At 71.3% G+C, this 24,926-nt stretch carries 19 protein-coding genes; 13 read left to right on the plus strand and 6 right to left on the minus strand.

The window, feature by feature from the left end; translation table 11 throughout:
- The first annotated feature begins 120 nt into the window (after positions 1-120).
- The 4 genes from AC07DC_RS06055 (at position 121) to AC07DC_RS06070 (ending at position 6,761) form a co-directional block, all read left to right on the plus strand.
- Entirely contained in the window at positions 121-1,803 is a 1,683-nt protein-coding gene (locus AC07DC_RS06055; protein ID WP_478912209.1) for a thiamine pyrophosphate-binding protein, read from the plus strand.
- 10 nt (positions 1,804-1,813) lie between these two features.
- Positions 1,814-3,043, plus strand: a complete 1,230-nt coding sequence (frc, locus tag AC07DC_RS06060; RefSeq protein WP_478912211.1) for a formyl-CoA transferase — start codon at positions 1,814-1,816, stop codon at positions 3,041-3,043.
- On the plus strand, positions 3,043-5,205 hold the full coding sequence (locus AC07DC_RS06065; protein WP_478912213.1) for an acetate--CoA ligase family protein: 2,163 nt from the start codon (positions 3,043-3,045) through the stop codon (positions 5,203-5,205). The genes frc and AC07DC_RS06065 overlap by 1 nt, the downstream gene beginning before the upstream one ends.
- A gap of 167 nt (positions 5,206-5,372) precedes the next feature.
- Positions 5,373-6,761 carry an OFA family MFS transporter gene (locus AC07DC_RS06070; RefSeq protein ID WP_478912215.1) on the plus strand — a complete coding sequence of 463 codons (1,389 nt, stop codon included), beginning with the start codon at positions 5,373-5,375 and terminating at the stop codon, positions 6,759-6,761.
- A gap of 61 nt (positions 6,762-6,822) precedes the next feature.
- Here the strand turns inward: AC07DC_RS06070 and AC07DC_RS06075 are convergent, their stop codons facing one another.
- The 3 genes from AC07DC_RS06075 to AC07DC_RS06085 all read right to left on the minus strand — a co-directional run bounded on the left by AC07DC_RS06075 (position 6,823) and on the right by AC07DC_RS06085 (position 9,223).
- Positions 6,823-7,179: a chorismate mutase gene (locus tag AC07DC_RS06075; RefSeq protein WP_478912217.1), complete on the minus strand. Its 357-nt coding sequence runs from the start codon at positions 7,177-7,179 to the stop codon at positions 6,823-6,825.
- A gap of 21 nt (positions 7,180-7,200) precedes the next feature.
- Complete coding sequence (locus tag AC07DC_RS06080) at positions 7,201-7,881, minus strand: GntR family transcriptional regulator (RefSeq protein ID WP_478912219.1); 681 nt, start codon at positions 7,879-7,881, stop codon at positions 7,201-7,203.
- A gap of 136 nt (positions 7,882-8,017) precedes the next feature.
- Positions 8,018-9,223, minus strand: coding sequence for a molybdopterin molybdotransferase MoeA (locus tag AC07DC_RS06085; RefSeq protein WP_478912221.1), 1,206 nt, complete (start codon positions 9,221-9,223; stop codon positions 8,018-8,020).
- A gap of 115 nt (positions 9,224-9,338) precedes the next feature.
- On the opposite strand from AC07DC_RS06085, the gene AC07DC_RS06090 reads away from it, so the two are divergent.
- From AC07DC_RS06090 to AC07DC_RS06115, 6 genes are all read left to right on the plus strand, one after another.
- Positions 9,339-10,319 (plus strand): 2-dehydropantoate 2-reductase, encoded by a 981-nt coding sequence (locus AC07DC_RS06090; RefSeq protein ID WP_478912223.1) that lies wholly within the window; start codon positions 9,339-9,341, stop codon positions 10,317-10,319.
- Complete coding sequence (locus tag AC07DC_RS06095) at positions 10,316-12,262, plus strand: molybdopterin oxidoreductase family protein (RefSeq protein ID WP_478912225.1); 1,947 nt, start codon at positions 10,316-10,318, stop codon at positions 12,260-12,262. Before AC07DC_RS06090 ends, AC07DC_RS06095 begins: the two co-directional genes overlap by 4 nt.
- The gene (locus AC07DC_RS06100) at positions 12,262-14,229 is read left to right on the plus strand and encodes an NAD(P)H-dependent oxidoreductase subunit E (protein ID WP_478912227.1); all 1,968 of its coding nucleotides are present in this window, start codon (positions 12,262-12,264) and stop codon (positions 14,227-14,229) included. The genes AC07DC_RS06095 and AC07DC_RS06100 overlap by 1 nt, the downstream gene beginning before the upstream one ends.
- A gap of 35 nt (positions 14,230-14,264) precedes the next feature.
- The gene (locus AC07DC_RS06105) at positions 14,265-15,116 is read left to right on the plus strand and encodes a 2Fe-2S iron-sulfur cluster-binding protein (protein ID WP_478912634.1); all 852 of its coding nucleotides are present in this window, start codon (positions 14,265-14,267) and stop codon (positions 15,114-15,116) included.
- Between the two features lie 6 nt (positions 15,117-15,122).
- Positions 15,123-15,971, plus strand: a complete 849-nt coding sequence (fdhD, locus tag AC07DC_RS06110) for a formate dehydrogenase accessory sulfurtransferase FdhD (RefSeq protein WP_478912229.1) — start codon at positions 15,123-15,125, stop codon at positions 15,969-15,971.
- A gap of 98 nt (positions 15,972-16,069) precedes the next feature.
- A complete protein-coding gene (locus tag AC07DC_RS06115) occupies positions 16,070-16,909 on the plus strand; it encodes a thioesterase family protein (protein WP_478912636.1) in 840 nt (279 codons plus the stop codon).
- 46 nt (positions 16,910-16,955) lie between these two features.
- On the opposite strand, the gene AC07DC_RS06120 is transcribed toward AC07DC_RS06115, so the two are convergent.
- Together AC07DC_RS06120 and AC07DC_RS06125 are read right to left on the minus strand one after the other, a co-directional pair.
- Positions 16,956-17,909 carry an NAD-dependent epimerase/dehydratase family protein gene (locus AC07DC_RS06120; RefSeq protein ID WP_478912231.1) on the minus strand — a complete coding sequence of 318 codons (954 nt, stop codon included), beginning with the start codon at positions 17,907-17,909 and terminating at the stop codon, positions 16,956-16,958.
- Entirely contained in the window at positions 17,902-18,978 is a 1,077-nt protein-coding gene (locus AC07DC_RS06125; protein WP_478912233.1) for a bile acid:sodium symporter family protein, read from the minus strand. The genes AC07DC_RS06120 and AC07DC_RS06125 overlap by 8 nt, the downstream gene beginning before the upstream one ends.
- A 142-nt stretch (positions 18,979-19,120) precedes the next feature.
- Here AC07DC_RS06125 and AC07DC_RS06130 point away from each other — a divergent pair, with 142 nt between their 5' ends.
- Positions 19,121-20,002: a LysR substrate-binding domain-containing protein gene (locus tag AC07DC_RS06130; RefSeq protein WP_478912235.1), complete on the plus strand. Its 882-nt coding sequence runs from the start codon at positions 19,121-19,123 to the stop codon at positions 20,000-20,002.
- 40 nt (positions 20,003-20,042) lie between these two features.
- Here the strand turns inward: AC07DC_RS06130 and AC07DC_RS06135 are convergent, their stop codons facing one another.
- Positions 20,043-21,020, minus strand: a complete 978-nt coding sequence (locus AC07DC_RS06135; protein WP_478912237.1) for an Lrp/AsnC family transcriptional regulator — start codon at positions 21,018-21,020, stop codon at positions 20,043-20,045.
- A 140-nt stretch (positions 21,021-21,160) separates the two neighbouring features.
- Between AC07DC_RS06135 and AC07DC_RS06140 the strand changes: the two genes are divergently transcribed.
- Positions 21,161-22,768 (plus strand): MFS transporter, encoded by a 1,608-nt coding sequence (locus AC07DC_RS06140; protein WP_478912239.1) that lies wholly within the window; start codon positions 21,161-21,163, stop codon positions 22,766-22,768.
- Positions 22,769-22,984: 216 nt separating this feature from the next.
- Positions 22,985-24,808 carry an AMP-dependent synthetase/ligase gene (locus AC07DC_RS06145; RefSeq protein ID WP_478912241.1) on the plus strand — a complete coding sequence of 608 codons (1,824 nt, stop codon included), beginning with the start codon at positions 22,985-22,987 and terminating at the stop codon, positions 24,806-24,808.
- The last annotated feature ends 118 nt before the right edge of the window (positions 24,809-24,926 follow it).

Raw genomic sequence — 24,926 nt, forward strand, 5'->3', positions numbered from 1 at the left:
CAGAAAGTCGGCGCACACCCCCTGGACATCGACTTGCTGATGGGGGATAACCATCTGCATACAGTATTCGTGTCCTGTATGCAATGTACAGAAGCGTGCAGCGAAGGGACTGAACTCGCCATGTCCGACGGCACTTCCGAACTCATCTCCGGTGGCCATCTCGTAGCCAAAGCACTCAAGGCGGAGGGCGTCGAGGTCATCTACACCCTCTGCGGCGGCCACATCATCGACATCTACGACGGCTGCGTCGACGAGGGCATCGAAGTCATCGACGTCCGGCACGAACAGGTCGCGGCTCACGCCGCGGACGGTTACGCCCGGGTCACCGGCAAGCCCGGCTGCGCGGTGGTCACCGCGGGACCCGGTACCACCGACGCCGTCACCGGCGTGGCGAACGCCTTCCGCGCGGAGAGCCCGATGCTGCTCATCGGCGGCCAGGGAGCGCTCAGCCAGCACAAGATGGGGTCGCTCCAGGACCTCCCGCATGTCGACATGATGACCCCGATCACCAAGTTCGCGGCCACTGTTCCCGACACCGCCCGCGCCGCCGACATGGTCTCCATGGCGTTCCGCGAGTGCTACAACGGGGCGCCGGGGCCGTCGTTCCTGGAGATACCGCGCGACGTGCTGGACGCCAAGGTCCCGCTCTCCTCCGCCCGCATCCCCACCGCCGGCGCCTACCGGGCCTCGACCCGCAGCATCGGCGACCCGGAGTCCATCGAGAAGCTCGCCGACCTGCTGGTGCACTCGGAGAAGCCCGCCGTGCTGCTCGGCAGCCAGGTGTGGACGACCCGCGCGACCGACCCCGCCATCGACCTCGTCCGCACCCTCAACGTGCCCGCGTACATGAACGGCGCGGGCCGCGGCACCCTGCCGCCCGGCGACCCGCACCACTTCCAGCTGTCGCGGCGCTACGCGTTCAACGAGGCCGACCTCATCATCATCGTGGGCACGCCCTTCGACTTCCGGATGGGGTACGGCAAGCGGCTGTCGCCGACCGCCACCGTCGTGCAGATCGACCTCGACTACCGGACCGTCGGCAAGAACCGTGACATCGACCTCGGCATCGTCGGCGACGCGGGCCTCATCCTGGCCGCCGCCACCCAGGCGGCGTCCGGGCGGCTCAACGGCGGGGCGGCCCGGCGCAAGGAGTGGCTGGACGAACTGCGGGCGGTGGAGGCGAAGGCCATCGAGAAGCGGCTGCCGCAGCTGCGCTCCGACGCCTCCCCCATCCACCCCTACCGGCTGGTCAGCGAGATCAACGACTTCCTGACCGAGGACTCGATCTACATCGGCGACGGCGGCGACATCGTCACCTTCTCCGGCCAGGTCGTACAGCCCAAGTCGCCCGGCCACTGGATGGACCCCGGCCCGCTGGGCACCCTCGGCGTCGGCATCCCGTTCGTGCTGGCCGCCAAGCAGGCCCGCCCCGACAAGGAGGTCGTCGCGCTCTTCGGCGACGGCGCGTTCTCCCTGACCGGCTGGGACTTCGAGACGCTGGTCCGCTACAACCTGCCCTTCGTCGGGATCGTCGGCAACAACTCCTCGATGAACCAGATCCGTTACGGCCAGGCCGCCAAGTACGGCCTGGAGCGCGAGCGGATCGGCAACACCCTCGGCGATGTGCACTACGACAAGTTCGCCCAGATGCTCGGCGGCTACGGCGAGGAGGTCCGCGACCCCGCGGACATCGCTCCCGCGCTGCAGCGCGCCCGCGAGTCGGGCAAGCCGTCACTGATCAACGTCTGGGTCGACCCGGACGCGTACGCCCCCGGAACCATGAACCAGACCATGTACAAGTGAGGTGGCGATCATGACGAAAGCACTTCAAGGCGTCCGCGTCCTGGACATGACCCACGTCCAGTCCGGCCCCTCCGCGACCCAGCTGCTCGGCTGGCTCGGCGCGGACGTCGTCAAGGTCGAGGCACCGACCGGCGACATCACCCGCAAGCAGCTGCGGGACCTGCCGGACGTCGACAGCCTCTACTTCACGATGCTCAACTGCAACAAGCGCAGCATCACCCTCAACACCAAGTCCGCCCGCGGCAAGGAGATCCTCACCGAGCTCATCGCCCGCTCGGACGTCCTGGTGGAGAACTTCGGACCGGGCGCGGTGGACCGGATGGGCTTCACCTGGGAGCGCATCCAGGAGATCAACCCGCAGATCGTCTACGCCTCCATCAAGGGGTTCGGCGACGGCCCGTACACCAACTTCAAGGCGTACGAAGTGGTGGCCCAGGCGATGGGCGGCTCGATGAGCACCACCGGCTTCGAGGACGGCCCGCCGCTGGCCACCGGCGCGCAGATCGGTGACTCGGGTACCGGCATCCACGCCGTCGCCGGCATCCTCGCCGCTCTGCTGCAGCGCACCACCACCGGACGCGGCCAGCGGGTCAATGTGGCCATGCAGCACGCCGTGCTCAACCTGTGCCGCGTCAAACTCCGCGACCAGCAGCGGCTGGAGCACGGCCCGCTCGCCGAGTACCCCAATGAGGACTTCGGCGACGACGTGCCCCGCTCCGGCAACGCCAGCGGCGGCGGCCAGCCGGGCTGGGCGGTCAAGTGCGCGCCCGGCGGGCCCAACGACTACGTGTACGTCATCGTGCAGCCACCGGGATGGGCGCCCATCGCCGGGCTGATCGGCCGGCCGGAGCTGGTCGCGGACCCCGAGTGGGCCACGCCGGAATCCCGGCTGCCCAAGCTCGGCAAGATGTTCCAGCTCATCGAGGAGTGGACCAGCACCCTGCCGAAGCTGCGGGTCCTGGAGGAGCTCAACGCGCACGGCATTCCGTGCGGCCCGATCCTCTCCACCAAGGAGATCATCGAGGACGAGAGCCTCATCGCCAACGAGATGATCGTGCGCGTCGAGCATCCGGAACGCGGCACGTTCACCACCGTCGGCAGCCCGTTGAAGCTCTCCGACTCCCCCGTGGACATCACGACCTCACCGCTGCTAGGCCAGCACAACGAACAGGTCTACATCGCCGAACTCGGCCTGGGCCACGAGGAACTGGCACTTCTCAAGTCGACCGGGGTGATCTGATGACGGACTCCGCACACCAGTACACGTACGAGAGCGCGGTCGTCCGCGCGGTGCTGGACGGCGCCCGCGCCGAGGGCCGCACCGCGCTGACCGCCCCCGAGGGCAAGCGGGTCACCGACGCGTACGGCATCGCGACGCCCGCCGAGGCACTCGCCACCACCTGCGACGACGCGGTGGCGCTGGCCGACCGGATGGGCTTCCCCGTCGTACTGAAGATCGTCTCGCCGGACATCCTGCACAAGACGGAGGCCGGCGGCGTCCTCGTCGGCGTGGACTCCACGGCGGCGGTGCGCTCGGGGTACAGCACCATCGTCGGCAACGCCAGGAAGTACGACCCGGAAGCGCGGATCCTCGGCGTACAGGTGCAGCAGATGCTGCCGTCCGGCGCCCAGGAGGTGATCGTCGGGGCCACCACCGACCCGACGTTCGGCAAGATCGTCGCCTTCGGTCTCGGCGGGGTGCTCGTCGAGGTGCTCAAGGACGTGACGTTCCGGCTCGCGCCGCTGGACGACACCGAGGCCGCCTCGATGCTGGACTCGATCGCCGCCGCGGCGGTTCTGCGCGGGGTACGCGGCGCGCCCGCGGTGGACCGCGCGGCGCTGACCGGGATGCTGCGCCGGGTCTCCGACCTGGTGAACGACTTCCCGGAGATCGCCGAAGTCGACCTCAACCCGGTCTTCGCCACACCGGAAGGCGCCACCGCGGCCGACATCCGGATCATCCTGGAGTCCGAACCGGCCGTGCGGCGGCCGCAGTTCACCCGGGAGGCGATCCTGGAGTCGATGGGCCGGCTGATGAAGCCGGCCGCGGTGGCGGTGATCGGCGCCTCGTCGGAGGACGGCAAGATCGGTAACTCCGTGATGAAGAACCTGATCAACGGGGGCTTCGCGGGGGATATTCATCCGGTGAACCCGAAAGCCGACGACATCCTGGGCCGCAAGGCGTACGGCAGCGTCCTGGACGTGCCCGGGGAGGTCGATGTCGCGGTCTTCGCGATCCCGGCGAAGTTCGTCGCCGCAGCCCTGGAGGAGGTCGGCCGCAAGGGCATACCGAACGCCGTCCTCATCCCCTCGGGCTTCGCCGAGACCGGCGAGGAGGCGCTGCAGGACGAGATCGTGGCCATCGCCCAGCGGTACGGGGTGCGCATCCTGGGCCCGAACATCTACGGCTACTACTCGACGTGGCACGACCTGTGCGCCACCTTCTGCACGCCCTACGACGTCAAGGGCGGTGTCGCCCTGACCTCGCAGAGCGGCGGCATCGGGATGGCCATCCTGGGCTTCGCCCGCTCCACCAACACCGGTGTCTCGGCGATCGTCGGACTCGGCAACAAGTCCGACATCGACGAGGACGACCTGCTCACGTACTTCGGCGAGGACCCCAACACCCAGTGCATCGCGATGCACCTGGAGGACCTCAAGGACGGCCGGGCGTTCGTCGCGGCGGCGCGCGCGACCGTGCCGAAGAAGCCGGTCGTGGTGCTCAAGGCGGGCCGGACCTCGGCGGGCGCGAAAGCGGCCGGATCGCACACCGGGGCGCTGGCGGGCGACGACAAGGTCTACGACGACATCCTGCGCCAGGCCGGGGTGATCAGGGCGCCGGGCCTGCGGGACATGCTCGAGTACGCGCGGGCGCTGCCGGTGCTGCCGCCGCCGCAGGGCGACAACGTCGTCATCATCACGGGCGCGGGCGGCTCCGGCGTACTGCTGTCCGACGCGTGCGTGGACCACGGTCTGAAGCTGATGGAGATCCCGCCGGACCTGGACACCGCGTTCAAGGCGTTCATCCCGCCGTTCGGCGCGGCCGGCAACCCGATCGACATCACCGGGGGCGAGCCGCCCTCCACGTACGAGGCGACGATCCGCCTCGGTCTGGAGGACCCCCGGATCCATGCCCTGATCCTGGGCTACTGGCACACCATCGTCACCCCGCCGATGGTCTTCGCGGAACTGACCGCGCGGGTGGTCGCCGAGGGGCGCGCCAAGGGCATCCACAAGCCGGTGGTGGCCTCGCTCGCCGGTGACACCGAGGTCGAGGCGGCGTGCGCCTACCTCTTCGAGCGCGGCGTCGTCGCGTACCCCTACACCACTGAGCAGCCGGTCGCGGCGCTCGGCGCCAAGTACCAGTGGGCGCGGGCTGCGGGGTTGCTGCCGCCCGGCTGAGCACCACCGGGCCATGGACGACTTCACACAGACGGGCTCCGACGACACGACCGCAACGGTGACGACGGGTCCTGCTGGGCGAGCCGCTCGGCAGGACCCGCCCCAAGAGCACGAAGAGAACCGTCCAGGGGGCGCTGGCCAGTCTCTTTCGAAGCAAGGGGAGTGAGATGACAGGAACGTCAAAGGCGACGTCGACCGCGTACAGAGAGGTGATGGACGGCAACGGGCGGGTCTACCGGGTGGGTGAGACCGACCGGGACATCCTGGGCCTGCCACGCAAGTTCATGGTCTACCTGCCATGGATAGCGATGATGGCCATCAGCGTGTCCGAGTACGCGTACGGTTCGGCGGAGGACACCCTCTCCGAGGCGCACGGCTGGACGCAGAGCAACACCTTCTGGATCCTGAGCGTCTGGGTCTTCTTCCAGGCGGGAATCGCCTTCCCGGCGGGATGGATGCGGGAGAAGGGCATTCTGACCGCCCGCAGGGCCATGTTCCTCGGCGCGGCCCTGTGCTTCGTCGGGTTCGTCGCACTCGCGCATCTGGACAACGTCTTCCTGGCGATCTGCGGGTTCGGCGTCATCGGAGGTCTCGGCTCCGGTCTGATCTACGCCACCTGCATCAACATGGTCGGCAAGTGGTTCCCCGAACGGCGTGGTGCGAAGACGGGGTTCGTCAACGGCGGCTTCGCCTATGGCGCGCTGCCCTTCATCTTCATCTTCAACTACGCCTTCGACACCGGTAACTTCAACGAGGTACTGGACCTGATCGGCGTGTACGTACTGGTCGTCGTGGCGATCTGCGCCTGGTTCTTCAAGGACCCGCCGAAGAACTGGTGGCCGGCGGACATCGACCCGCTGAGCTGCACCGGCAACCAGCGCAGCGCGAGGAGCCTGGCCAAGAACCCGCCCGCGGTGAAGCAGTTCACACCGAAGGAGGCCCTCAGGACCGGTGTGCTCCCGCTGATGTGGGTCGCCCTCGTCATGACCGCGGGGGTGTCGATCTTCGGCATCTCGTTCCAGGTGGACTACGCCAAGGAGGTGGGCTTCGGCCCGCTGGTCGCGGCCTCGTCGATGGGTGTCATGTCCGTCGTGAACGGCGTCGGCCGGGCGTTCGTGGGGTGGCTCTCCGACCTGTGGGGCCGCAAGCAGACGCTGTTCTTCGTCATTCTCGTCCTGGGCCTGGCGCAGTTCGGGGTGATCTGGGCCGGCACCATGCACAGCGAGTGGCTGTTCCTGGTCTTCGCGTTCCTGTCGGGCTTCGGCGGCGGGGCGTTCTACCCGATGTTCGCGGCGCTGACCCCGGACTACTTCGGCGAGAACTACAACGCCTCCAACTACGGACTGGTCTACAGCGGAAAGCTGGTCAGCGGCCTGTTCGGTGGCGGTCTGGGGTCGATGGTGGTCGACGACTGGGGCTACAACGGCGCGTACGCGCTGGCCGGCGGCATCAGCCTGCTCGCCGCGGCCATCACCCTGCTGCTGCGGCAGCCGGGCCGGCGGCCGCTGCGGAAGATCCAGCCGAACCCACGGCCCATCAGCCGCGAGATGGCGTAGAGGACGCGGCCGGCCAGGGATCCTTCTCCCCGGTCGGCCGCGAACGCGTAATCCCTGGGGGTCAGGACCCCGTGGCCGCGTCGCCCGCGGCAGAGCGCCCGGCGATCACTTTGTGGTGTCGCACGACCTCGCCGATGATGAAGTTCAGCATCTTCTCGGCGAAGGCCGGGTCCAACCGGGCGTCCTCGGCCAGTTTGCGCAGCCGGGCGATCTGGGCGGCCTCCCGGGCCGGGTCGGCAGGCGGCAGGTCGTGGGCGGCCTTCAACTCGCCGACCTGCTGGGTGCACTTGAACCGCTCGGCGAGCAGGTGCACCAGGGCCGCGTCGAGATTGTCGATGCTGCCGCGCAGATACAGCAGTCGCGTCATGACGTCCTCGTCGGCGACGAAGGCGCCCTCGGCGGTCGGCTGCTCGCTCATGTCGTCTCTCGCGTTCCTGGATCAGGCCGTGTCGGCGCGCTGGTGGTACGAGGTGCGGGTGTGCTCCGTGTGGACGCGCATGACCTGCTGGGCGCGGACCTCGTCGCGGGCGGCGATCGCGTCTATCAGCTCGCGGTGCTCGTGCCAGGACTGGATACCGCGGGTGCGCGCGATGGGGGTGTAGTACCAGCGGACCCTGCGGTCGACCTGCGCGGCGAGTTCGGCCAGCACGGCATTGCCCGCGAGCGTCATGACGTACGCGTGGAACGCGGCGTTGGCGGCGACGACGGCGTCGACCTCGTCGTCCGCCACGGCCTGCTCGCCCTCCTCGCACAGCTCGACGAGCCGGGTGAGCCCCTTGGCCGGGGCGTTGGCCGCGGCCAGCCGCGCCGCCTCGGTCTCCAGGAGGGCGCGCACGACCAGCAGCTGGTCGGCCTCCTCCTCGGTGGGCTCGTGCACGAAGGCGCCCTGAGCGGGCCGCAGGTCCACCCAGCCCTCGGTGTTGAGCCGCTGCAGCGCCTCGCGTACGGGCTGCCGGGACACGCCGAGGTGGCTGGCGAGTTCGGTCTCGACGAGGTGCTGGCCGGGGCGCAGGGTGCGGGTCGTGATGAGTTCGAGCAGGGCGTCGTACACGCGCTCGCGCAGCGGGCCGGGGCGTTCCAGCTTGGGCACCGCCCCCTGCGGCAGTCCTGTGGACAGCATCGCCCCACCCTCCTGAGCGGCTCGTACCTGGAGCACGGGCCCGACGAATTGGTTTTCGTCTACAGTCTACTGAGTACATCCTGTGGATGTCAGGAACCCGCAGTGACGCTCTTCACACCTGCGAACCCGCCCCCACCTACCGTGGCAGCGCGAGCAGTTCGACGCGTCCGGCCTCAGTTTCCCCTCCCGGCGGCAGGACCGCGAGGGCGTCGGCGGCCGCGGCGCCCCAGAGGAGTCCGGGACGGTCGTGGCCGACGGGGGTGGCGCGACCGGAGACGACCGTGACCGGCAGCAGCCGGGTCTCGTGCGGGCGCCGGCGGACGGGGCCGGTGAGCACACCGTGCTCCGGCGGCCGCGGGATGCGGCCTGCGAGCCGGGTGAGGACCGGGGCGAGCAGCGTCAGCGCGGCGGCGAGGGCGGCGTACGGATTGCCGGGCAGTCCGACCACCAGCGCGCCCTCACCGGGCAGCCGGGCCAGCAGCTGCGGATGCCCGGGACGGCAGGCGACGCCGTCGACCAGGAAGTCCGCGCCGAACTCCCGCAGCACCGGCCTCAGATGGTCGGCGGGTCCGCGCGAGGAGGCGCCGCACACGGCGATGACGTCGACGGCGCCGCGGGAGCGGGCGAGCGCCGACGACAGCGGCGCCCGGCCGTCGGGGAGGTACGTGGGCGGCTGCGCGATGCCGCCCAGCCAGTCGACGAGCCCCGGCAGCAGCGGGCCGAGTGCGTCGCGGACCCGGCCGGCGGGCGGGATGCCGTGGCGGACCACCTCGTCACCGGTCACCAGCAGGGCCACGCGAGGCCTGCGGTGCACGGTGAGGGTGTCGCAGCCGACGCTCGCGGCGAGGCCCAGCGCGGCCGGGGTGATCAGCGTCCCGGCCGGGAGCACCTCGCGGCCCTCGGCGCACTCCTCGCCGCGGCGGCGGATGTGCCGGCCCGGCTCGGCCGGGCCGCTCACGTACTCACCGCTGCGGTGCGCCCGCTCGTACGGCAGGACCGCCGCCGTACCGGGGAGCACCTGGGCGCCGGTCGCGATCTCGACGGCCTGTCCGGGGCCGAGCGCCGGAACGGAGGGGCTGCGGCCGGCCGCCGCGCGGCCGATGACGTGCCAGGGTCCTGGGCCGCAGACGGCGTAGCCGTCCATGGCGGCGGTGTCGAAACCGGGCAGCGGCAGCCCGGCCGGCAGCGGTTCGGCGAGCGCCAGGCCGCGCGCCCGCCGCAGCGGAACGGCGAAGGGCTCCAGCGGGACGGCGGCGAGCTCGGCGCTGCGGCGCGCCTGCGACCAGGCCATACCGTCGTGGGGCGGGGCGTGTTGGGCGATCTCCGTACCGGGCGCGGTCATACCGCCTCCTGATGGGTCGAGGACACGCAGGGCTCTTGACCCCTTCGAAAGGCATACTGTAGACAATATTCTGTCGACCGAATAGAGAGCTCCATCAACTGAACGGAGCCAGCTGGTGAAAGTCGCTGTAGTCGGTGCCGGGGCCATCGGCGCCTTCGTCGGAGCCTCGCTCCACCGAGCGGGCGCCGAGGTCCATCTCATCGCCCGCGGACCCCATTTGGCTGCCATGCGGCAGGACGGCGTCCGGGTGCTCAGTCCGCGCGGGGACTTCACCGCCCGCCCCGCCGCGACCGACGACCCCGCCTCGATCGGCCCTGTCGACTACGTCTTCCTCGGACTGAAGGCCAACTCCTACGCGGACTGCGGCGCATTGGTGAATCCGCTGCTGCACGACGGCACCGCGGTCATCGCCGCCCAGAACGGCATCCCCTGGTGGTACTTCCACCGGCTGCCCGGCGCGCACACCGGCCAGCGCATCGCGAGCGTCGACCCGGGCGGCGCCGTCAGCGCGGTGCTGCCGCCCGAGCGCGCCATCGGATGCGTCGTCTACGCCGCCACCGAACTCGAAGCACCGGGCGTGGTCCGGCACTTGGAGGGCACCAGGTTCTCCATCGGCGAGCCGGACATGACCGTGTCGCGGCGCTGTCTGGACTTCAGCGAGGCCATGCGGTCCGGCGGTCTGAAGTGCCCGGTGGAGCCGGATCTGCGCAACGACATCTGGATCAAGCTGCTCGGCAACATCTCGTTCAACCCGATCAGCGCGCTGTCCCGGGCCACCATGGCGCAGATCTGCCGCCACCCCGACACCCGGGAGCTGGTCGTCACGATGATGCGCGAAACCCTGGAGGTCGCGGCCCGGGTGGGCTGCCGCCCCAAGATCTCCATCGAGCGCCGGATGGCGGGCGCCGAGCGCGTCGGCGACCACAAGACGTCGACGCTGCAGGACCTGGAGCGCGGCAAACCCCTCGAACTCGATGTCCTGCTCGCCGCCGTCGTCGAACTCGCCGCGCTGACGGACACTCCGGTGCCCACGCTCCGCGCCGTCCACGCCGTCGCCGATCTGCTCGCCCAGACCACGTCCAGGAGCACGTCATGACCGACACCACCCGCGGTCGCGGCCGTAACCGCGACCGCAAGCCCAAGCAGTACGCCCGGCTCACCCATCCCCTCGTCCGCGAGAACGGCGTGCTCCGCCGGGCCGGTTGGGACGAGGCGCTGGACCGGGCAGCGGCCGGGTTCGCCCGCGCGACCGGGACGCACGGCCCGGACGCCTTCGGGATGTTCTCCTGCGCCCGGTCCACCAACGAGATGAACTACGTCGCCCAGAAGTTCACCCGCGTGGTGATGGGCACCAACAACGTCGACTCCTGCAACCGCACCTGCCACGCGCCGAGCGTCGCGGGCCTGTCCGCCGCCTTCGGCTCCGGCGGCGGCACCTCCTCGTACCAGGAGGTCGAGGAGACCGACCTGATCCTGATGTGGGGCTCCAACGCCCGCTTCGCGCACCCGATCTTCTTCCAGCACGTGCTGAAGGGCATCCACAACGGCGCCCGGATGTACGCGGTCGACCCGCGCCGCACCAGCACCGCCGAATGGGCCGACCGCTGGCTGGGGCTGAACGTCGGTACCGACATCCCGCTCGCGCACGCCGTCGGCCGCGAGATCATCCACGCCGGGCTCGCCAACACCGCGTTCGTCGAACGCGCCACCAGCGGCTACGAGGAGTACGCGGCCGAGGTCGAGCCCTGGACCCTCGCCGTCGCGGAACAGGTCACCGGCGTACCCGCCGAGGCGATCCGCGAACTGGCCCACGCGTACGCCACCGCGGAGCGCGCCCAGCTCTGCTGGACGCTGGGCATCACCGAGCATCACAACGCGACCGACAACGTCCGCGCCCTGATCAACCTGTCGCTGCTGACCGGCCATGTCGGCCGCTACGGCTCCGGCTGCCAGCCGCTGCGCGGCCAGAACAACGTCCAGGGCGGCGGCGACATGGGCGCCATCCCCGACAAGCTCCCCGGCTTCCAGGACCTCCTGGAACCGCGGACCCGGGCGAAGTTCGAGGCGTCCTGGAACACCGTCATCCAGCCCCGCATCGGGCTCAACCTCACCAAGATGCTCGACGCGATCGAACGCGGCACCCTGCGCGCCGTCTACTGCATCGGTGAGAACCCCGCCCAGTCCGAGGCCGACTGCGAGCACACCATCGCCCGCCTCGGCTCCCTGGACCACCTGGTCGTGCAGGACATCTTCCTGACCAAGACCGCCGAACTGGCCGACGTCGTGCTGCCCGCCTCCGCCGCCTGGTGCGAGACCGACGGCACGGCCACCAACAGCGAACGCCGCGTCCAGCGGGTCCGCAAGGCCATCACCCCGCCCGGCGAGGCCCGCGACGACATCGCGATCATCTGCGACCTGGCCGCCCGGCTCGGCCACGACTGGAAGTACACCGACTCCGAAGAGGTCTGGAACGAACTCCGCGCCCTGTCCCCCGATCACTTCGGCATGACGTACGGAAGGCTGGAGGAGCTCCAGGGCATCCAGTGGCCCTGCCCCTCCGAGGACCGCGTGGAGCCGCCGTTCCTGCACGGCCGGCTGTGGGAGAAGGACCCCGGCAAACGCGGCAGGGCGGCGCCGTTCGGCGCCGTCAAGCACTCCCCGCCCGTCGACGTCCTCGACGAGCTCTTCCCGATCAGGATGACCACGGGCCGCCGCCTCGACTCCTACAACACCGGCGTGCAGAGCAGCGGTTTCGCCTCCCCGCTGCGGCGCGGCGAGTACATCGAGCTGTCACCGGAGGACGCGGCGCGGTACGGCGTCGCGGCCGGCGAGGACGTGACGATCAGCTCCCGGCGCGGCGCGGTCACCGCGCCCGTCTGGATCGACCCGGGGCTGCGCTCCGGGCTCGCCTTCATGACGATGCACTTCCCGGACGAGGTGGACACCAACCAGCTCACCATCGAGGCGACCTGCCCGATCGCGGGCACCGCCGAGTACAAGGCCACGGCCATCCGTATCGAGAAACTGGCGGTGGCGTGATGGATCTGCGTTTCACGGACGCGAAGCCCACCGACGAGGAGCGGGCCGCCGTCGACGCGCTGCTCGGCCCGCCGCTGAACGGCTGGGACGGCGGCGAGCGCACCGAGGACGATCTGCGCTGGGCCCGAGGCGGCCACGAGGCCCGCGACCACCGGGACCAGCTGCTCCCGGCACTGCACGCCGTCAACGACCGCATCGGCTGGCTCAGCGAGGGCGCCCTCGACTACATCTGCCGCCGGCTGACGGTTCCTCCTGCCGAGGGCTACGGCGTCGCCACCTTCTACGCCATGTTCTCCGTCAAACCGCGCCCGGCGCGGGTCCTGCACGTCTGCACGGACCTCGCGTGCGAGACACGCGGGGCCGCCGCGCTGGTCGCAGGGGTGGAGACCCGCCTCGGCCCTGCGGGCCAGGCGAGGGACGGGGTGGTGTGGCAGCCGAGCCCCTGCCTGGGGCTGTGCGAGCGGGCTCCGGCGACGCTGGTGCTCCAGGCAGGCATGCCAGCCGCTGGGGGTCCCCCCGCACGGATTCCGGGGGAGTTTGAGGACCGGGGTCCACGGGCGGAGCCCCTGGTTGCGGGAAGGGGCGGGGTGGGGGAAGAGCCCGCCGCAGGCGCCCCCCAGCGGTACGCGACCGCCGTGATCGCCCCCGCGACAGCGAAGAGCGTGGCGGCCGCCACCCTCGCACCGGAGGCGGCCCCGGGCGAGCCGGCCGAATCCTCGGCCGTACCCCAGGCGGGTGGCGACGGCCTCGTCCTGCTCCGACGGGTCGGCGTCGTCGACCCGACCGACCTCGACGACTACCGCGCCAACGGCGGCTACGCCGCACTGCGCCGCGCTTTCTCCCTGGGCCCGGCCGCCGTCATCCGCGAAGTGCTCGAGGCCGGGCTCGTCGGCCGCGGCGGCGCCGCGTTCCCGACCGGCCGCAAGTGGGACGCCACGGCCCGGCAGCCGGAGCGCACGCACTACCTGGTGTGCAACGCGGACGAGAGCGAGCCCGGCACGTTCAAGGACCGGGTGCTGATGGAGGGCGACCCGTACGCGCTGGTCGAGGCGATGACCATCGCCGGCTACGCGGTCGGCGCGCACCGCGGGTTCCTGTATCTGCGCGGTGAGTACCCGCGCGCGCTGCGCCGGCTGGAGCACGCGATCGGGCAGGCGCGCGGCCGCGGGCTGCTCGGTCCCGACGTGCTCGGGCAGGGCTTCGCGTTCGACATCGAGATCCGGCGGGGCGCGGGCGCGTACATCTGCGGCGAGGAGACCGCGATCTTCAACTCGATCGAGGGCAGGCGCGGCGAGCCGCGCAGCAAGCCGCCCTTCCCGGTCGAGAAGGGGCTGTTCGGCAAGCCGACCGCCGTCAACAACGTCGAGACGCTGCTCAACGTCCTGCCGATCCTGGAGCACGGCGCCGCCGCCTACGCGGCGACCGGCACCGGCACCTCGACCGGCACCAAGCTGTTCTGCGTCTCGGGCACCGTGCGCCGCCCCGGCGTCTACGAGCTGCCGTTCGGCGCGACGCTGCGTGAGCTGCTGGAGCTGGCGGGCGGTGTCCCCGAGGGGCGCACACTGCGCGCGGTGCTGCTCGGCGGCGCGGCGGGCGGCTTCGTCCGGGGCGACGAGCTGGACATCCCGCTGACCTTCGAGGGCACCCGCGCGGCCGGCACGACGCTCGGCTCGGGGGTGGTCCTGGTGCTCGACGAGACGGTCGGGCTGCCCCGCGTCCTGCTGCGGATCGCGGAGTTCTTCCGCGACGAGTCGTGCGGCCAGTGCGTGCCGTGCCGGGTCGGGACCGTACGCCAGGAGGAGGCGCTGCACCGGATCGCGGACCGTGTGGGCGCCGAGGCGGCGGCCGATGTCGCGCTGCTGCGGGACGTCGGAGGGGTGATGCGGGACGCGTCGATCTGCGGTCTCGGACAGACCGCCTGGAATGCCGTGGAGTCCGCCATCGACCGGCTGGGAGCCTTCGAATGACCACCACGACCACTGCGAGCACCACCGCCCCGATCATGCTCGGCCTGCCGCGCCGCATCGTCGAGTTCACCCTCGACGACGAGCCGGTCCGCGTTCCGGAGGGCTCGACGATCCTCGACGCGTGCACGGCCGCCGGCAAGGACATCCCGACGCTCTGCCAGGGCGACACGCTCACCCCGAAGAACGCCTGCCGGGTGTGTGTCGTCGAGGTCGAGGGCGCGCGCACCCTGGCCCCCGCCTGCTCCCGCAAGGCCGAGCCGGACATGACGGTGCGCACGGACACACCGCGGGCCCGCAACAGCCGCAAGGTGGTGCTGGAGCTGCTCGCCTCGTCCGTCGACATGTCGACCACACCCCGGGTGGCCGAGTGGATCGCGGAGTACGGCGCGGATCCCGGCCGTTTCGGGCCCGATGCCGCGACCGTCGCCGGGCAGCCGGCCAAGGTCGACAACGACCTCTACGTCCGCGACTACAGCAAGTGCATCCTCTGCTACAAGTGCGTGGACGCGTGCGGCGAGCAGTGGCAGAACTCCTTCGCGATCGCGGTCGCCGGCCGCGGTTTCGACTCCCACATCGCCGTCGAGCAGGAGGCGCCGCTCACCGACTCGGCCTGCGTGTACTGCGGCAACTGCATCGAGGTCTGCCCCACCGGAGCGCTCTCCTTCAAGACCGAGTACGACATGCGCGCGGCCGGCACCTGGGACGAGGAGGCGCAGACCGAGACGACGACGATCTGCGCATACTGCGGTGTGGGGTGCAATCTGACGCTCCACGTCCAGGAGAACGAGATAGTCAAGGTGACCTCGCCGCACGACAACCCGGTCACCCATGGCAACCTCTGTATCAAGGGCCGTTTCGGCTTCCAGCATGTACAGAACCGGGACTGATCAGCTATGGGACGGGTCACCGAGCGCCGCCGCGTACTCCGCATCAGGGACGGCGTGGCCGGACACCGCGCCGACACCCTGGTGGCGGAGGAGCCACTGGAGATCCGGCTGAACGGCAAGTCGCTGGCCATCACCATGCGCACCCCCGGCGACGACTTCGCACTCGCCGTGGGGTTCCTGGCGAGTGAGGGCGTCATCGGCCGGGCCGACCAGATCGCGAACATCGTGTACTGCGCGGGCGCCACGGTGGACGGTTCCAACACCTACAACATCGTCGACGTCCGGCTGGCCGAGGGCGTGACCGTCCCCGACATCACGCTGGAGCGCAACGTCTACACCACGTCCTCGTGCGGCCTGTGCGGCAAGGCCAGCCTGGACGCCGTGCGCACCAACGCCCTCTGGAAGATCGACGACACTCCCCCGGTCCGTATCGGCACGGACCTGCTAGCCGTCCTCCCCGACCGGCTCAGGGCGTCCCAGCAGGTCTTCGAGCGGACCGGGGGGCTGCACGCCGCCGCACTCTTCACGGCGGACGGCGAGATGGTGGACGTCCGGGAGGACGTCGGGCGGCACAACGCCGTCGACAAGCTCGTCGGCCGGGCCCTGCAGCAGGATCTGCTGCCGCTCTCGAACTCGATCCTGCTCGTCTCGGGCCGCGCGTCCTTCGAACTGGCCCAGAAGGCGGTGATGGCCGGCATCCCGGTACTGGCCGCGGTCTCCGCGCCGTCGTCGCTGGCGGTGGACCTGGCGGCCGAGTCGGGACTGACGCTGGTCGGGTTCCTGCGCGGCTCCTCCATGAACGTGTACGCGGGTGAGCACCGGATCATCCTGCGGACCGCGGCCGACGGAAGCTGAGGCCGTCCGCGCACACGGGCGGGGACCGGCAGGCGGGGTGCGCCCCCTGCGCCGGCCGGTCCCCGCCGCACCTTAGGCTGCGCGGTGTGACAGATCGTATGACTGACCAGGGGTACGAGTTCGACCGCGGGACCGCCGTGGTGGCGCGGGCCGGGGAGCCGTCCGTCTTCGATGCCGACCTCGACGGCGGCTGGCGCATCGGCAAGGGCATCAACGGCGGTCTGCTGCTGGCGCTCGCGGCACGCGCGCTCGGGGAGGAACTGGGCGGCGGGGAGGACGGCCACAGCGACCCCTTCTCCATCAGCGCCTACTACCTGTCCACCTCGACCGCCGGCCCGGCGGAACTGCGCACCGAGACCCTGCGGCGCGGCCGCACCGTCTCCACCGGCACCGTCTCGCTCCTGCAGGGCGGCGAGGAGCGGCTGCGGGCCATCGCCACGTACGGCGACCTGGACGGCCACGCGGCCGGCGACGTCCGCACCAGCGCCACGCCCCCGAACCTTCCGCCGCCCGAGAAGTGCGTCGGCGCCGAACTGGCGCCGCCCTCCTTCGTCGAGCAGGCGGAGCTGCTCAGCCGGCTCGATCTGCGGCTCGACCCGGACACCGTCGGCTGGGCGATGGGCGCACCGTCCGGCCGGGGCATCATCCGGGGCTGGCTGCGGATGCCCGACGGCCGCGAGCCCGACCCGCTGCTGCTCCTCCTCGCGGTGGACGCGCTGCCCCCGGTCAGCTTCGACCTGGGCATCGGCGGCTGGGCTCCGACCCTGGAACTGACCGTGCACGTCCGGGCGAAGCCCGCCCCGGGCTGGCTGCGCGTCGTCCACTCGACGCGCAACTTCGCGGACGGCTACATGGAGGAGGACGCCGAAGTGTGGGACTCCACGGGACGGTTGGTCGCCCAGTCCAGGCAACTCGCCCGCGTCCGCACTCCGCGCTAGGAGTTGCCGATCGCGAACGTCCCGCGCTGACCGCGCGGGTCGTCGGTCACCTGCTGGCGCGGGCCAGCTCCGCCAGGCCGTCGTGGCTGGTGGGGTGGGCCGGCTTCCAGCCCAGTTCGGCCCGCGCCTTGTCGGTGGAGACCCGCAGGTTCGTCGCCATCGCGGCGTACGCGTACGACATCGGGCGCATCAGCCACAGCGGGACCGTCAGCGGCTTGGGCAGGCCGAACGCCTCGGCGGTGGCCCTTATCTGACCGGCGAAGCCGATCGGCAGCTCGTCCGCGATGTTGTACGCCTGGCCCGGCCGGCCGTGCCGAACGGCGAGTACGACGGCGTCGGCCGCGTCGGCGAGGTTCACCCACGGCACCACCCGGCCGTGGTCGGCGGCGACGGGAAGGGCGCGCCTGCGCAGCAGCGGCAGGAGCGCGTCGGTGCCGCCCGCGCCGTAGAACAGCCCGAAGCGCAGGGCCACGCCCTCGATGCCCTCGGCGCCGAGAGTCAGTTCCTCCTTGACGCGCATTCCCGCCAGGTGCCGTTCCAGGCGGGCGTCGGTTCCGGATGGCGCGAAGAGGTCGCCGTCCTCGGTGAGCGGGCGCTCGCCGTGGTCCCCGTAGCCGTAGCCGTAGACCATCGACTCGGCGAGGAAGCGCCGCGCCCCGGTCTCCCGGGCCGCGGCCAGCAGGTTGGCGGTGCCCTCGATGCGCAGCGCGTCGGTGGCGGCCATGTCCTGGTGGCGTATGGGCGGCTTGCGCAGCGCCGTCGCCGCGTGGATCACCACATCGGCCCGGACCCCGGCCACCGCCCGCAGCAGGCCCTCCCGGTCCATCAGGTCGGCGGTCACGTCGTTGCCGGCGCCCCGCCCCAGCCCGAGCACCTGGTACCCGGCGGCGGTCAGCGCGCGGGTGATGTGCCGTCCGAACACTCCGGTCGCGCCGGCCAGCAGAATCGTCGTCCCGCTGTTCCCGCTGGTGTTGTCGGTGGTGTTCTCGATGTCAGTCATGCCCGTAGGACGGATCGGGGCCGCGCGAATGTGACATCTCCAGGGGACGAACATCAGTGACCGGCTCGGGGGCCGGATCCCGGGCAGGCTCGGGGGCCGGATCGGCGGCCCGCCGCGCCCAGCGTTTGGCGATCACGGCGCAGACCATCAGCTGCATCTGGTGGAAGAGCATCAGCGGCAGGATGGTCAGGCCCGCCTGCGCCCCGAAGAGCACGGTGGCCATGGGCAGTCCCGACGCCAGGCTCTTCTTCGATCCCGCGAAGACGATGGTGACGCGGTCCGCGCGGTCGAAGCCGAGCCGGCGGGCGCCGTACGAGGTCAGGGCGAGCATCGCCGCGAGGAGCACGGCCTCCACGACGAGCAGCTCCAGCAGCCGCACGGGAGTCACCTGGTGCCAGATGCCCTGTGCCATCCCCGCGCTGAACGCGGTGTAGACGACCAGCAGGATCGAGCCCCGGTCGACATAGCCGAGGGCCTTCTTGTGCCGGGTCAGGAAGCCGGTGGTCCAGCGGCGCAGCAGTTGCCCGGCGAGGAACGGCGCGAGGAGGCGCAGCGCGAGGTCGAGCACCGAGTCCGCCGAGACCCCGCCGCCACCACCGAGCAGAGTTGCGGCCAGCAGCGGGGTGAGGAGGACGCCGATCAGGCTGGAGAACGAGCCGGCGCAGATGGCGGCGGCCACGTTGCCGCGGGCGATCGAGGTGAAGGCGATCGAGGACTGGATGGTGGAGGGCAGCAGGCACAGGAAGAGCAGTCCGGTGTACAGCTGCGGCGACAGGGCGAACGGGACGAGGCCGCGGGCGGCCAGTCCGAGCAGCGGGAAGAGCGCGAAGGTACAGGCGAGCACGGTGAGGTGCAACCGCCAGTGCTTGAGGCCGTCGACGGCCTCGCGGGTCGACAGCCGCGAACCGTAGAGGAAGAAGAGCAGCGCGACCGCGCCGTCGGTCGCTCCGCCCGCGGCGGTGGCGGCGCCGCCGGTGGCAGGCAGCAGCGCTGCCAGCAGGACGGTGCCGAGGAGTGCCGCGATGAACGGATCGACCGGGAGCCAGGCGGGGTACGTGGGGCGGCGCATTGCTCCTGCTTCGTGGTGCGGCCGGACACGGCCCGACCCCTCGGGGCGGGCGGGTTGCCTCTCCAGCCTCCTCCTGATCATGGTGATCGGGAATCCCTCTGGCCGTTCTGACTGTTATCACGTTCCGCGATAACCTTGCGCTGTGTACGACCCCGCGCAGTTGAAGACGTTCCTGACCGTCGCGCAGACCCTGAGCTTCACCCAGGCCGCCCGGCGGCTGGGCCTGCGGCAGTCCACCGTGAGCCAGCAGGTGCGCCGACTGGAGGAGGCCACCGGGCGGCGGCTCTTCTCCCGCGACACCCACAGCGTCGGTCTGACCGAGGACGGGGAGGCCATGCTCGGCTTCGCCCGCACCATCCTGGAGGCGAACGAACGGGCCGCCGGCTGGTTCGCGGGCACCCGGCTGCGCGGGCGGCTGCGCTTCGGCGTCTCGGAGGATCTGGCCACGCCGCGGCTGCCGGAGATCCTGGAGAGCTTCCGCGGCGACCACCCCGAAGTGGACCTGGAGCTGACCGTCGAGCTCTCCGGCACCCTGCACGAACGGCTGGGGGCCGGCCATCTCGACCTGGTGCTCGCCAAGCGGCTCGGCGAGGGCGGGCCGGGGCAGCTCGTCTGGCGCGACAAGCTGGTGTGGATCGCCGCCGAGGGCCGGCGGCTCCGGCTCGATCCCGACCGGCCGGTGCCGCTGATCGTCTATCCGCCGCCCGGCATCACCCGGGCCCGTGCCCTGGACGTGCTCGGCCGGCAGGGCCGCGCCTGGCGGATCACCTGCACCAGCCGCTCCCTGAGCGGGCTGACCGCCGCGGCGCTCGCCGGCCTCGGCGTGATGGTGCACGCCGAGGGCCTGATCCCGCCCGGCCTGGCCCCCGTCCCGTCCCGGGCGGGCCTGCCGGTGCTCGGCGGCGTCGAGTTCGTCCTGCTGCACGGCCGCCGGCGCGGCTCGGCGTCGGCCGCGGCCGACGCCGCGGACGCGCTGGCCGCCGCGATCCTGGAGGGCGGCGAGCGGCTGCACCGGCCGGTGTGAGCGTGCGGGCCCGCGCTGCCGCCGGCTGCGCGAGATCGGCTCAGCGCCGCCGCTCCTCGTACGCCAGGTGCTTGACGCGACGCAGCGTGGGCGCGGTCTCGACGTGCCGGACGCCGTCGAGCGCGCCGATCTTCTCGCTGAGGTAGCGGTAGAGGTGCGCGGTGTCGCGGCAGAGGATGGCGGCGAAGAGGTTCGACGAGCCGGTGGTCGCGCAGGCGAACGCCACCTCAATGTGCTCGGAAAGCGCCTGTCCGACGTCCGACAGGGCCGACGGTCGCACGGTCAGCCAGAGCACGGCGTGGGCGTGGTAACCGAGCTGTTCCGCGTCGAACTGGACGTCGATGAAGAGCGCCCCGATCCGGCGCAGGTGTTCCAGCCGCCGTTTGGCGGCCGATTCCGACAACCCGGTGAGCTGCTGGAGTTCGGGGTAGGTGGCCCGGCCGTCGCGGCCCAGCGCGTCGATCAGCAGCTCGTCCTCGGCGTCGAGCGTGATCGGGTCGGTGAACGGGTCGGTCGGCGGCGGGGTGAGGGCCTCGACCTCGGCCGGGGCCAGTCCCTCGCCCTTGGCGAACCAGCCCAGCGGGCCGCCGTAGAAGGTGTGCAGCAGGCACAGGGCGCTGATCTCCAGAATGCTGGGCGTGCGCGGGAGTTTGCCGAGCATCAGCGCCGTGTGGTCGTCCCGGGTGCGGGGTTCGGCGACGCAGACCAACTCCGTGCCGCCGGAGGTCAGTCCGATCCACTTGGTGTCGGGACGGCGGGCGAGGGCCCGGGCGATGGGCTCCGCCGCGTCGGGCGCGCAGCGCAGCCGCAGCAGCCAGCTGGTGCGGCCGAGCCGTTCGGCGTCGGCCACGCCGACCACCCGCAGCGCGCCGCCGGCGTGCAGCCTGCGGAAGCGACGGGCGACCGTCTGGTCGGAGACGCCGAGGACGGCGGCGATCCGGCTGAAGGGCGCCCGGCCGTCGATCTGCAGCGCCTGGATCAGCTTGAGGTCCAGCTCGTCGAAGGAAGGAGAATCCACCGCTCAAGCCCTCCTTGATGTCGGAAAGCGACGCTTGGTCAGCCATGGCTGGTGAATGCGTCCGCCGATATCGATCGTAGGGCGAGTCACGGGGTCAACGGGCGCCGGACCGGGAGAACCGAAGAGAACGAGGAATCACGATGCGTAAGTGGGGACCGCTGGTAGCGGTCTGTCTGGGTACGTTCATGCTGCTGCTCGACGTCACGATCGTGATCGTCGCGCTGCCCGACATCACCAGCTCGCTCGGCGCGTCCCTGTCGGACCTGCAGTGGGTCATCGACATCTACGCGCTGGCGCTCGCCGCCCTGCTGATCGGCGCCGGATCCGCGGCGGACGTGGTGGGCCGGCGGAAGATGTACGTGGCCGGGACGGTCGTCTTCGCGGCCGCCTCGCTCGCCTGCGGTCTGGCGCCGAACACCACGGTGCTGGTCGCGATGCGCGCGGTCCAGGGGATCGGCGCGGCCGCGATGTTCGCGACCACGCTCTCCCTGCTGGCCGCCGTCTACCAGGGCAGGGACCGGTCGGTGGCGCTCGGTGTGTGGGGCGCGGTCAGCGGCGGCGCGGCGGCGCTGGGCCCGATCGTGGGCGGTCTGCTCACCCAGGGGTTCGACTGGCGCTGGATCTTCTTCGTCAATCTGCCGGTCAGCCTCGCGGCGGTGTGGCTCACGCTCAAGGTGGTCCCCGAATCGCGCAGGGAAGGCGCCGGACACCGCATCGACTGGGCGGGCACGGCCACCTTCACGCTCTTCGCGGGTCTGGCCACCTACGCGGTGATCCGGGCCGACGCGGTCGGCTGGGGTTCGGGACGCACCATCGGGACGCTGCTCGCGGCGGTCGCGGCACTCGGGCTGTTCATCGCGGTCGAGCGCCGGTCGACGCATCCGCTGCTCGATCTGAGCCTGTTCCGCAACGCCTCGTTCGTCGGGGTGATGGTCGGCGCGCTGGCGCTCAACGCCGCCGCGTTCGGGTTCCTGCCGTACACCTCCATCTGGCTGCAGACGCTGCTGGGCCTGAGCCCGGTCCTCGGCGGCCTGGTGCTGGTCCCGCTGGCGGCGGCGGGGTTCGTCACGGCCGCGCTGGGCGGCAAGTTCCTGCACGGCGCCCCGTACCGGCTGGTGATCGGGATCGGGCTGGTACTGATCGGGCTGGGCGCGTTCGGTCAGAGCCTGCTGGACGCCGGTTCCGGCTGGGCTTCGCTCACCGCCGGGCTGCTGGTGGCCGGCGTCGGGGTCGGACTCGTCAACCCCGCGGTGGCGGGCGCGGCGCTCGCCTCCGTACCGCCGCACCGCGCGGGCATGGCCAGCGGCGCGGTCAACACCTTCCGCCAGCTCGGCTACGCGCTCGGGGTCGCGGTCTTCGGCACGATCGTCGCCGCGCGGATGGAGACCTCGCTGCGCCGCGAGGTGCCCGACGCGCACGGCACGGCGCGGGCGCTCGCGGGCGGCGGCGCCCAGGGCGTACTGGGCGGGACGCCGGCCGGGAAGCGGGCGGCCATGGACCACGCGCTGCACTCGGCCTTCGCGTCCGGGCTGAGCACGGCGGCCGTCGTGGCCGGCGTCATCGGGGTGCTGGCGGGCATCGTGGTGCTGCTCCTCGTACGGACCCCGGCGGTCCGGCCCGCGGTGCCCGCTCCGGCGGGAGCGACGCCCGGCGAAGGTGCGGCCGGCGAAACCTCGGCTGGGACGCCCGGTCCGCGGTCGGTCCGGGATGCGGGTCGCGCACCGGCTTCCGCTGTAGAGCGGCGGTAACCGGTTGGCGCAGATTTGGTGAGGATCGGGTGGGGCCGGACAACCTTCGGGGGTCCGGCCCTCGGCCGTTCTCCCTTGCGACGACCGGGAACCAGTGCCCTACCAGCACAGACGTCCGAAATACTGGTGCGTACCAAGCCTTCCCGCCCGCTCGAAGGATCAGGTAGCTTACGGCCCGCCCGCCGGACAGGCCCAAGCGGCCCGAGGAGCACAAAAGTGCGCGACTTCACCGTTCCCCCGATGGCCACGGCGCCCCAGGTCGGAGGACTGGCGGACGCCGTGTTCAACAATGCTGCCGATCACCCGGACCAGGTTGTGCTCGGCCGCAGGACGGACGGGCAGTGGAACGACGTGACCGCGCTCGAGTTCCGCGACGAGGTGGTGGCGGTCGCGAAGGGCCTGCTCGCCAACGGGGTGCGCTTCGGCGACCGCGTCGCGATCATGTCCCGCACCCGCTACGAGTGGACGATCTTCGACTTCGCGCTGTGGACCATCGGCGCCCAGTCGGTCCCCGTGTACCCGACGTCCTCCCTGGACCAGGTGCGCTGGATGCTGCACGACTCGGGCGCGGTCGCCTGCGTGGTGGAGCACGAGGACCATGCGATGACAATCGGTGCAGCCGTCGACGAACTGCCGCAGCTGAACCGGCTGTGGCAGCTCGACGCCGGCTGCATCGAGGAGCTCGCCGCGGCCGGCACCCACATCGGCGACGAGGTGATCGACCGGCACCGGCTCGCGGTCACCCCGGACGCTACGGCCACCATCATCTACACCTCGGGCACCACCGGCCGGCCCAAGGGCTGTGTGCTGAGCCACGGCAACTTCATGGCCGAGGCGGACAACGTGGTGGCCCGCTGGGAGACGGTCTTCGCGAACAAGCCCGGCGAGGAGCCGTCCACGCTGCTCTTCCTGCCGCTCGCGCACGTCTTCGGGCGGATGGTCGAAGTGGCGTGCATCCGGCACCGGATCCGGCTCGGGCACCAGCCGAGCATGACCGCCGCCGACCTGCTGCCGGACCTGGCCGTCTTCCGTCCGACGTTCGTCCTCGCCGTCCCCTACGTCTTCGAGAAGGTCTTCCAGGCGGCCCGCCGCAAGGCGGAGGCGAGCGGGAAGCTCGGCCCGTTCGACAAGTCGGTGGAGATCGCGGTGCGGTACGCGGAGGCGCTGGAGGCCAAGGCGTTCGGCACCGGCCACGGCCCGAGCGCCGCCCTGCGGATGCAGCACCAGATCTACGACAAGCTCGTCTACAGCAAGGTGCGGGACGCGCTCGGCGGGCGGGTGCGGCACGCGATCTCCGGCGGTTCGGCGATGGAAAGACGGCTCGGGCTGTTCTTCAGCGGCGCTGGGGTGACGATCTACGAGGGGTACGGGCTCACCGAGACCACCGCCGCCGCGACCGCCAACCCGCCCGAGCAGACCCGGTTCGGCACGGTCGGGCAGCCGGTGCCGGGCACCACCGTGCACATCGCGGAGGACGGCGAGATCTGGCTGAGCGGCGGTCAGATCTTCCAGGGGTATCTCAACAACCCGCGGGCCACCTCCGAGGTGCTCGGTGACGGCTGGCTGGCGACCGGCGACATCGGCGCGCTCGACGAGGACGGCTATCTGACCATCACCGGCCGCAAGAAGGAGATCCTGGTCACCAGCGGCGGCAAGAGTGTCTCGCCGGTCGGGCTGGAGGACCGGGTCAGGTCCCATCCGCTGATCGCGCAGTGCGTGGCGGTCGGCAACAACCGGCCCTTCATCGCCGCGCTGGTGACGCTCGACCCGGAGGCCGTCGGGCACTGGCTGACGATGCGCGGCAAGCCGCGGCTGCCGGACGCGGAACTGGTCCACGACCCGGATCTGGAGACCGAGATCCGGCGGGCGGTGGTCGCCGCCAACACCCTGGTCTCGCAGGCCGAGTCGATCCGTACGTTCCGGATCCTGGCCGCCCAGTTCTCCGAGGAGCGCGGGCTGCTGACGCCGTCGCTGAAGTTGAAGCGGAAGGCGATCGAGAAGGCGTTCCCGGAGGAGATCGAGGCGCTCTACCGGGGCTGACAGCTTCCGTCCTGAACGCCGGCCGGGGAACCGCTGGGGTGTCGCCGGGGCACCGGCCCGGGAGCCGATCCATATCTGATGGATCGTCACATGATGTTGGATTATTCATTGACGGACC

The organism is Streptomyces sp. NPDC045021, assembly GCF_056432645.1.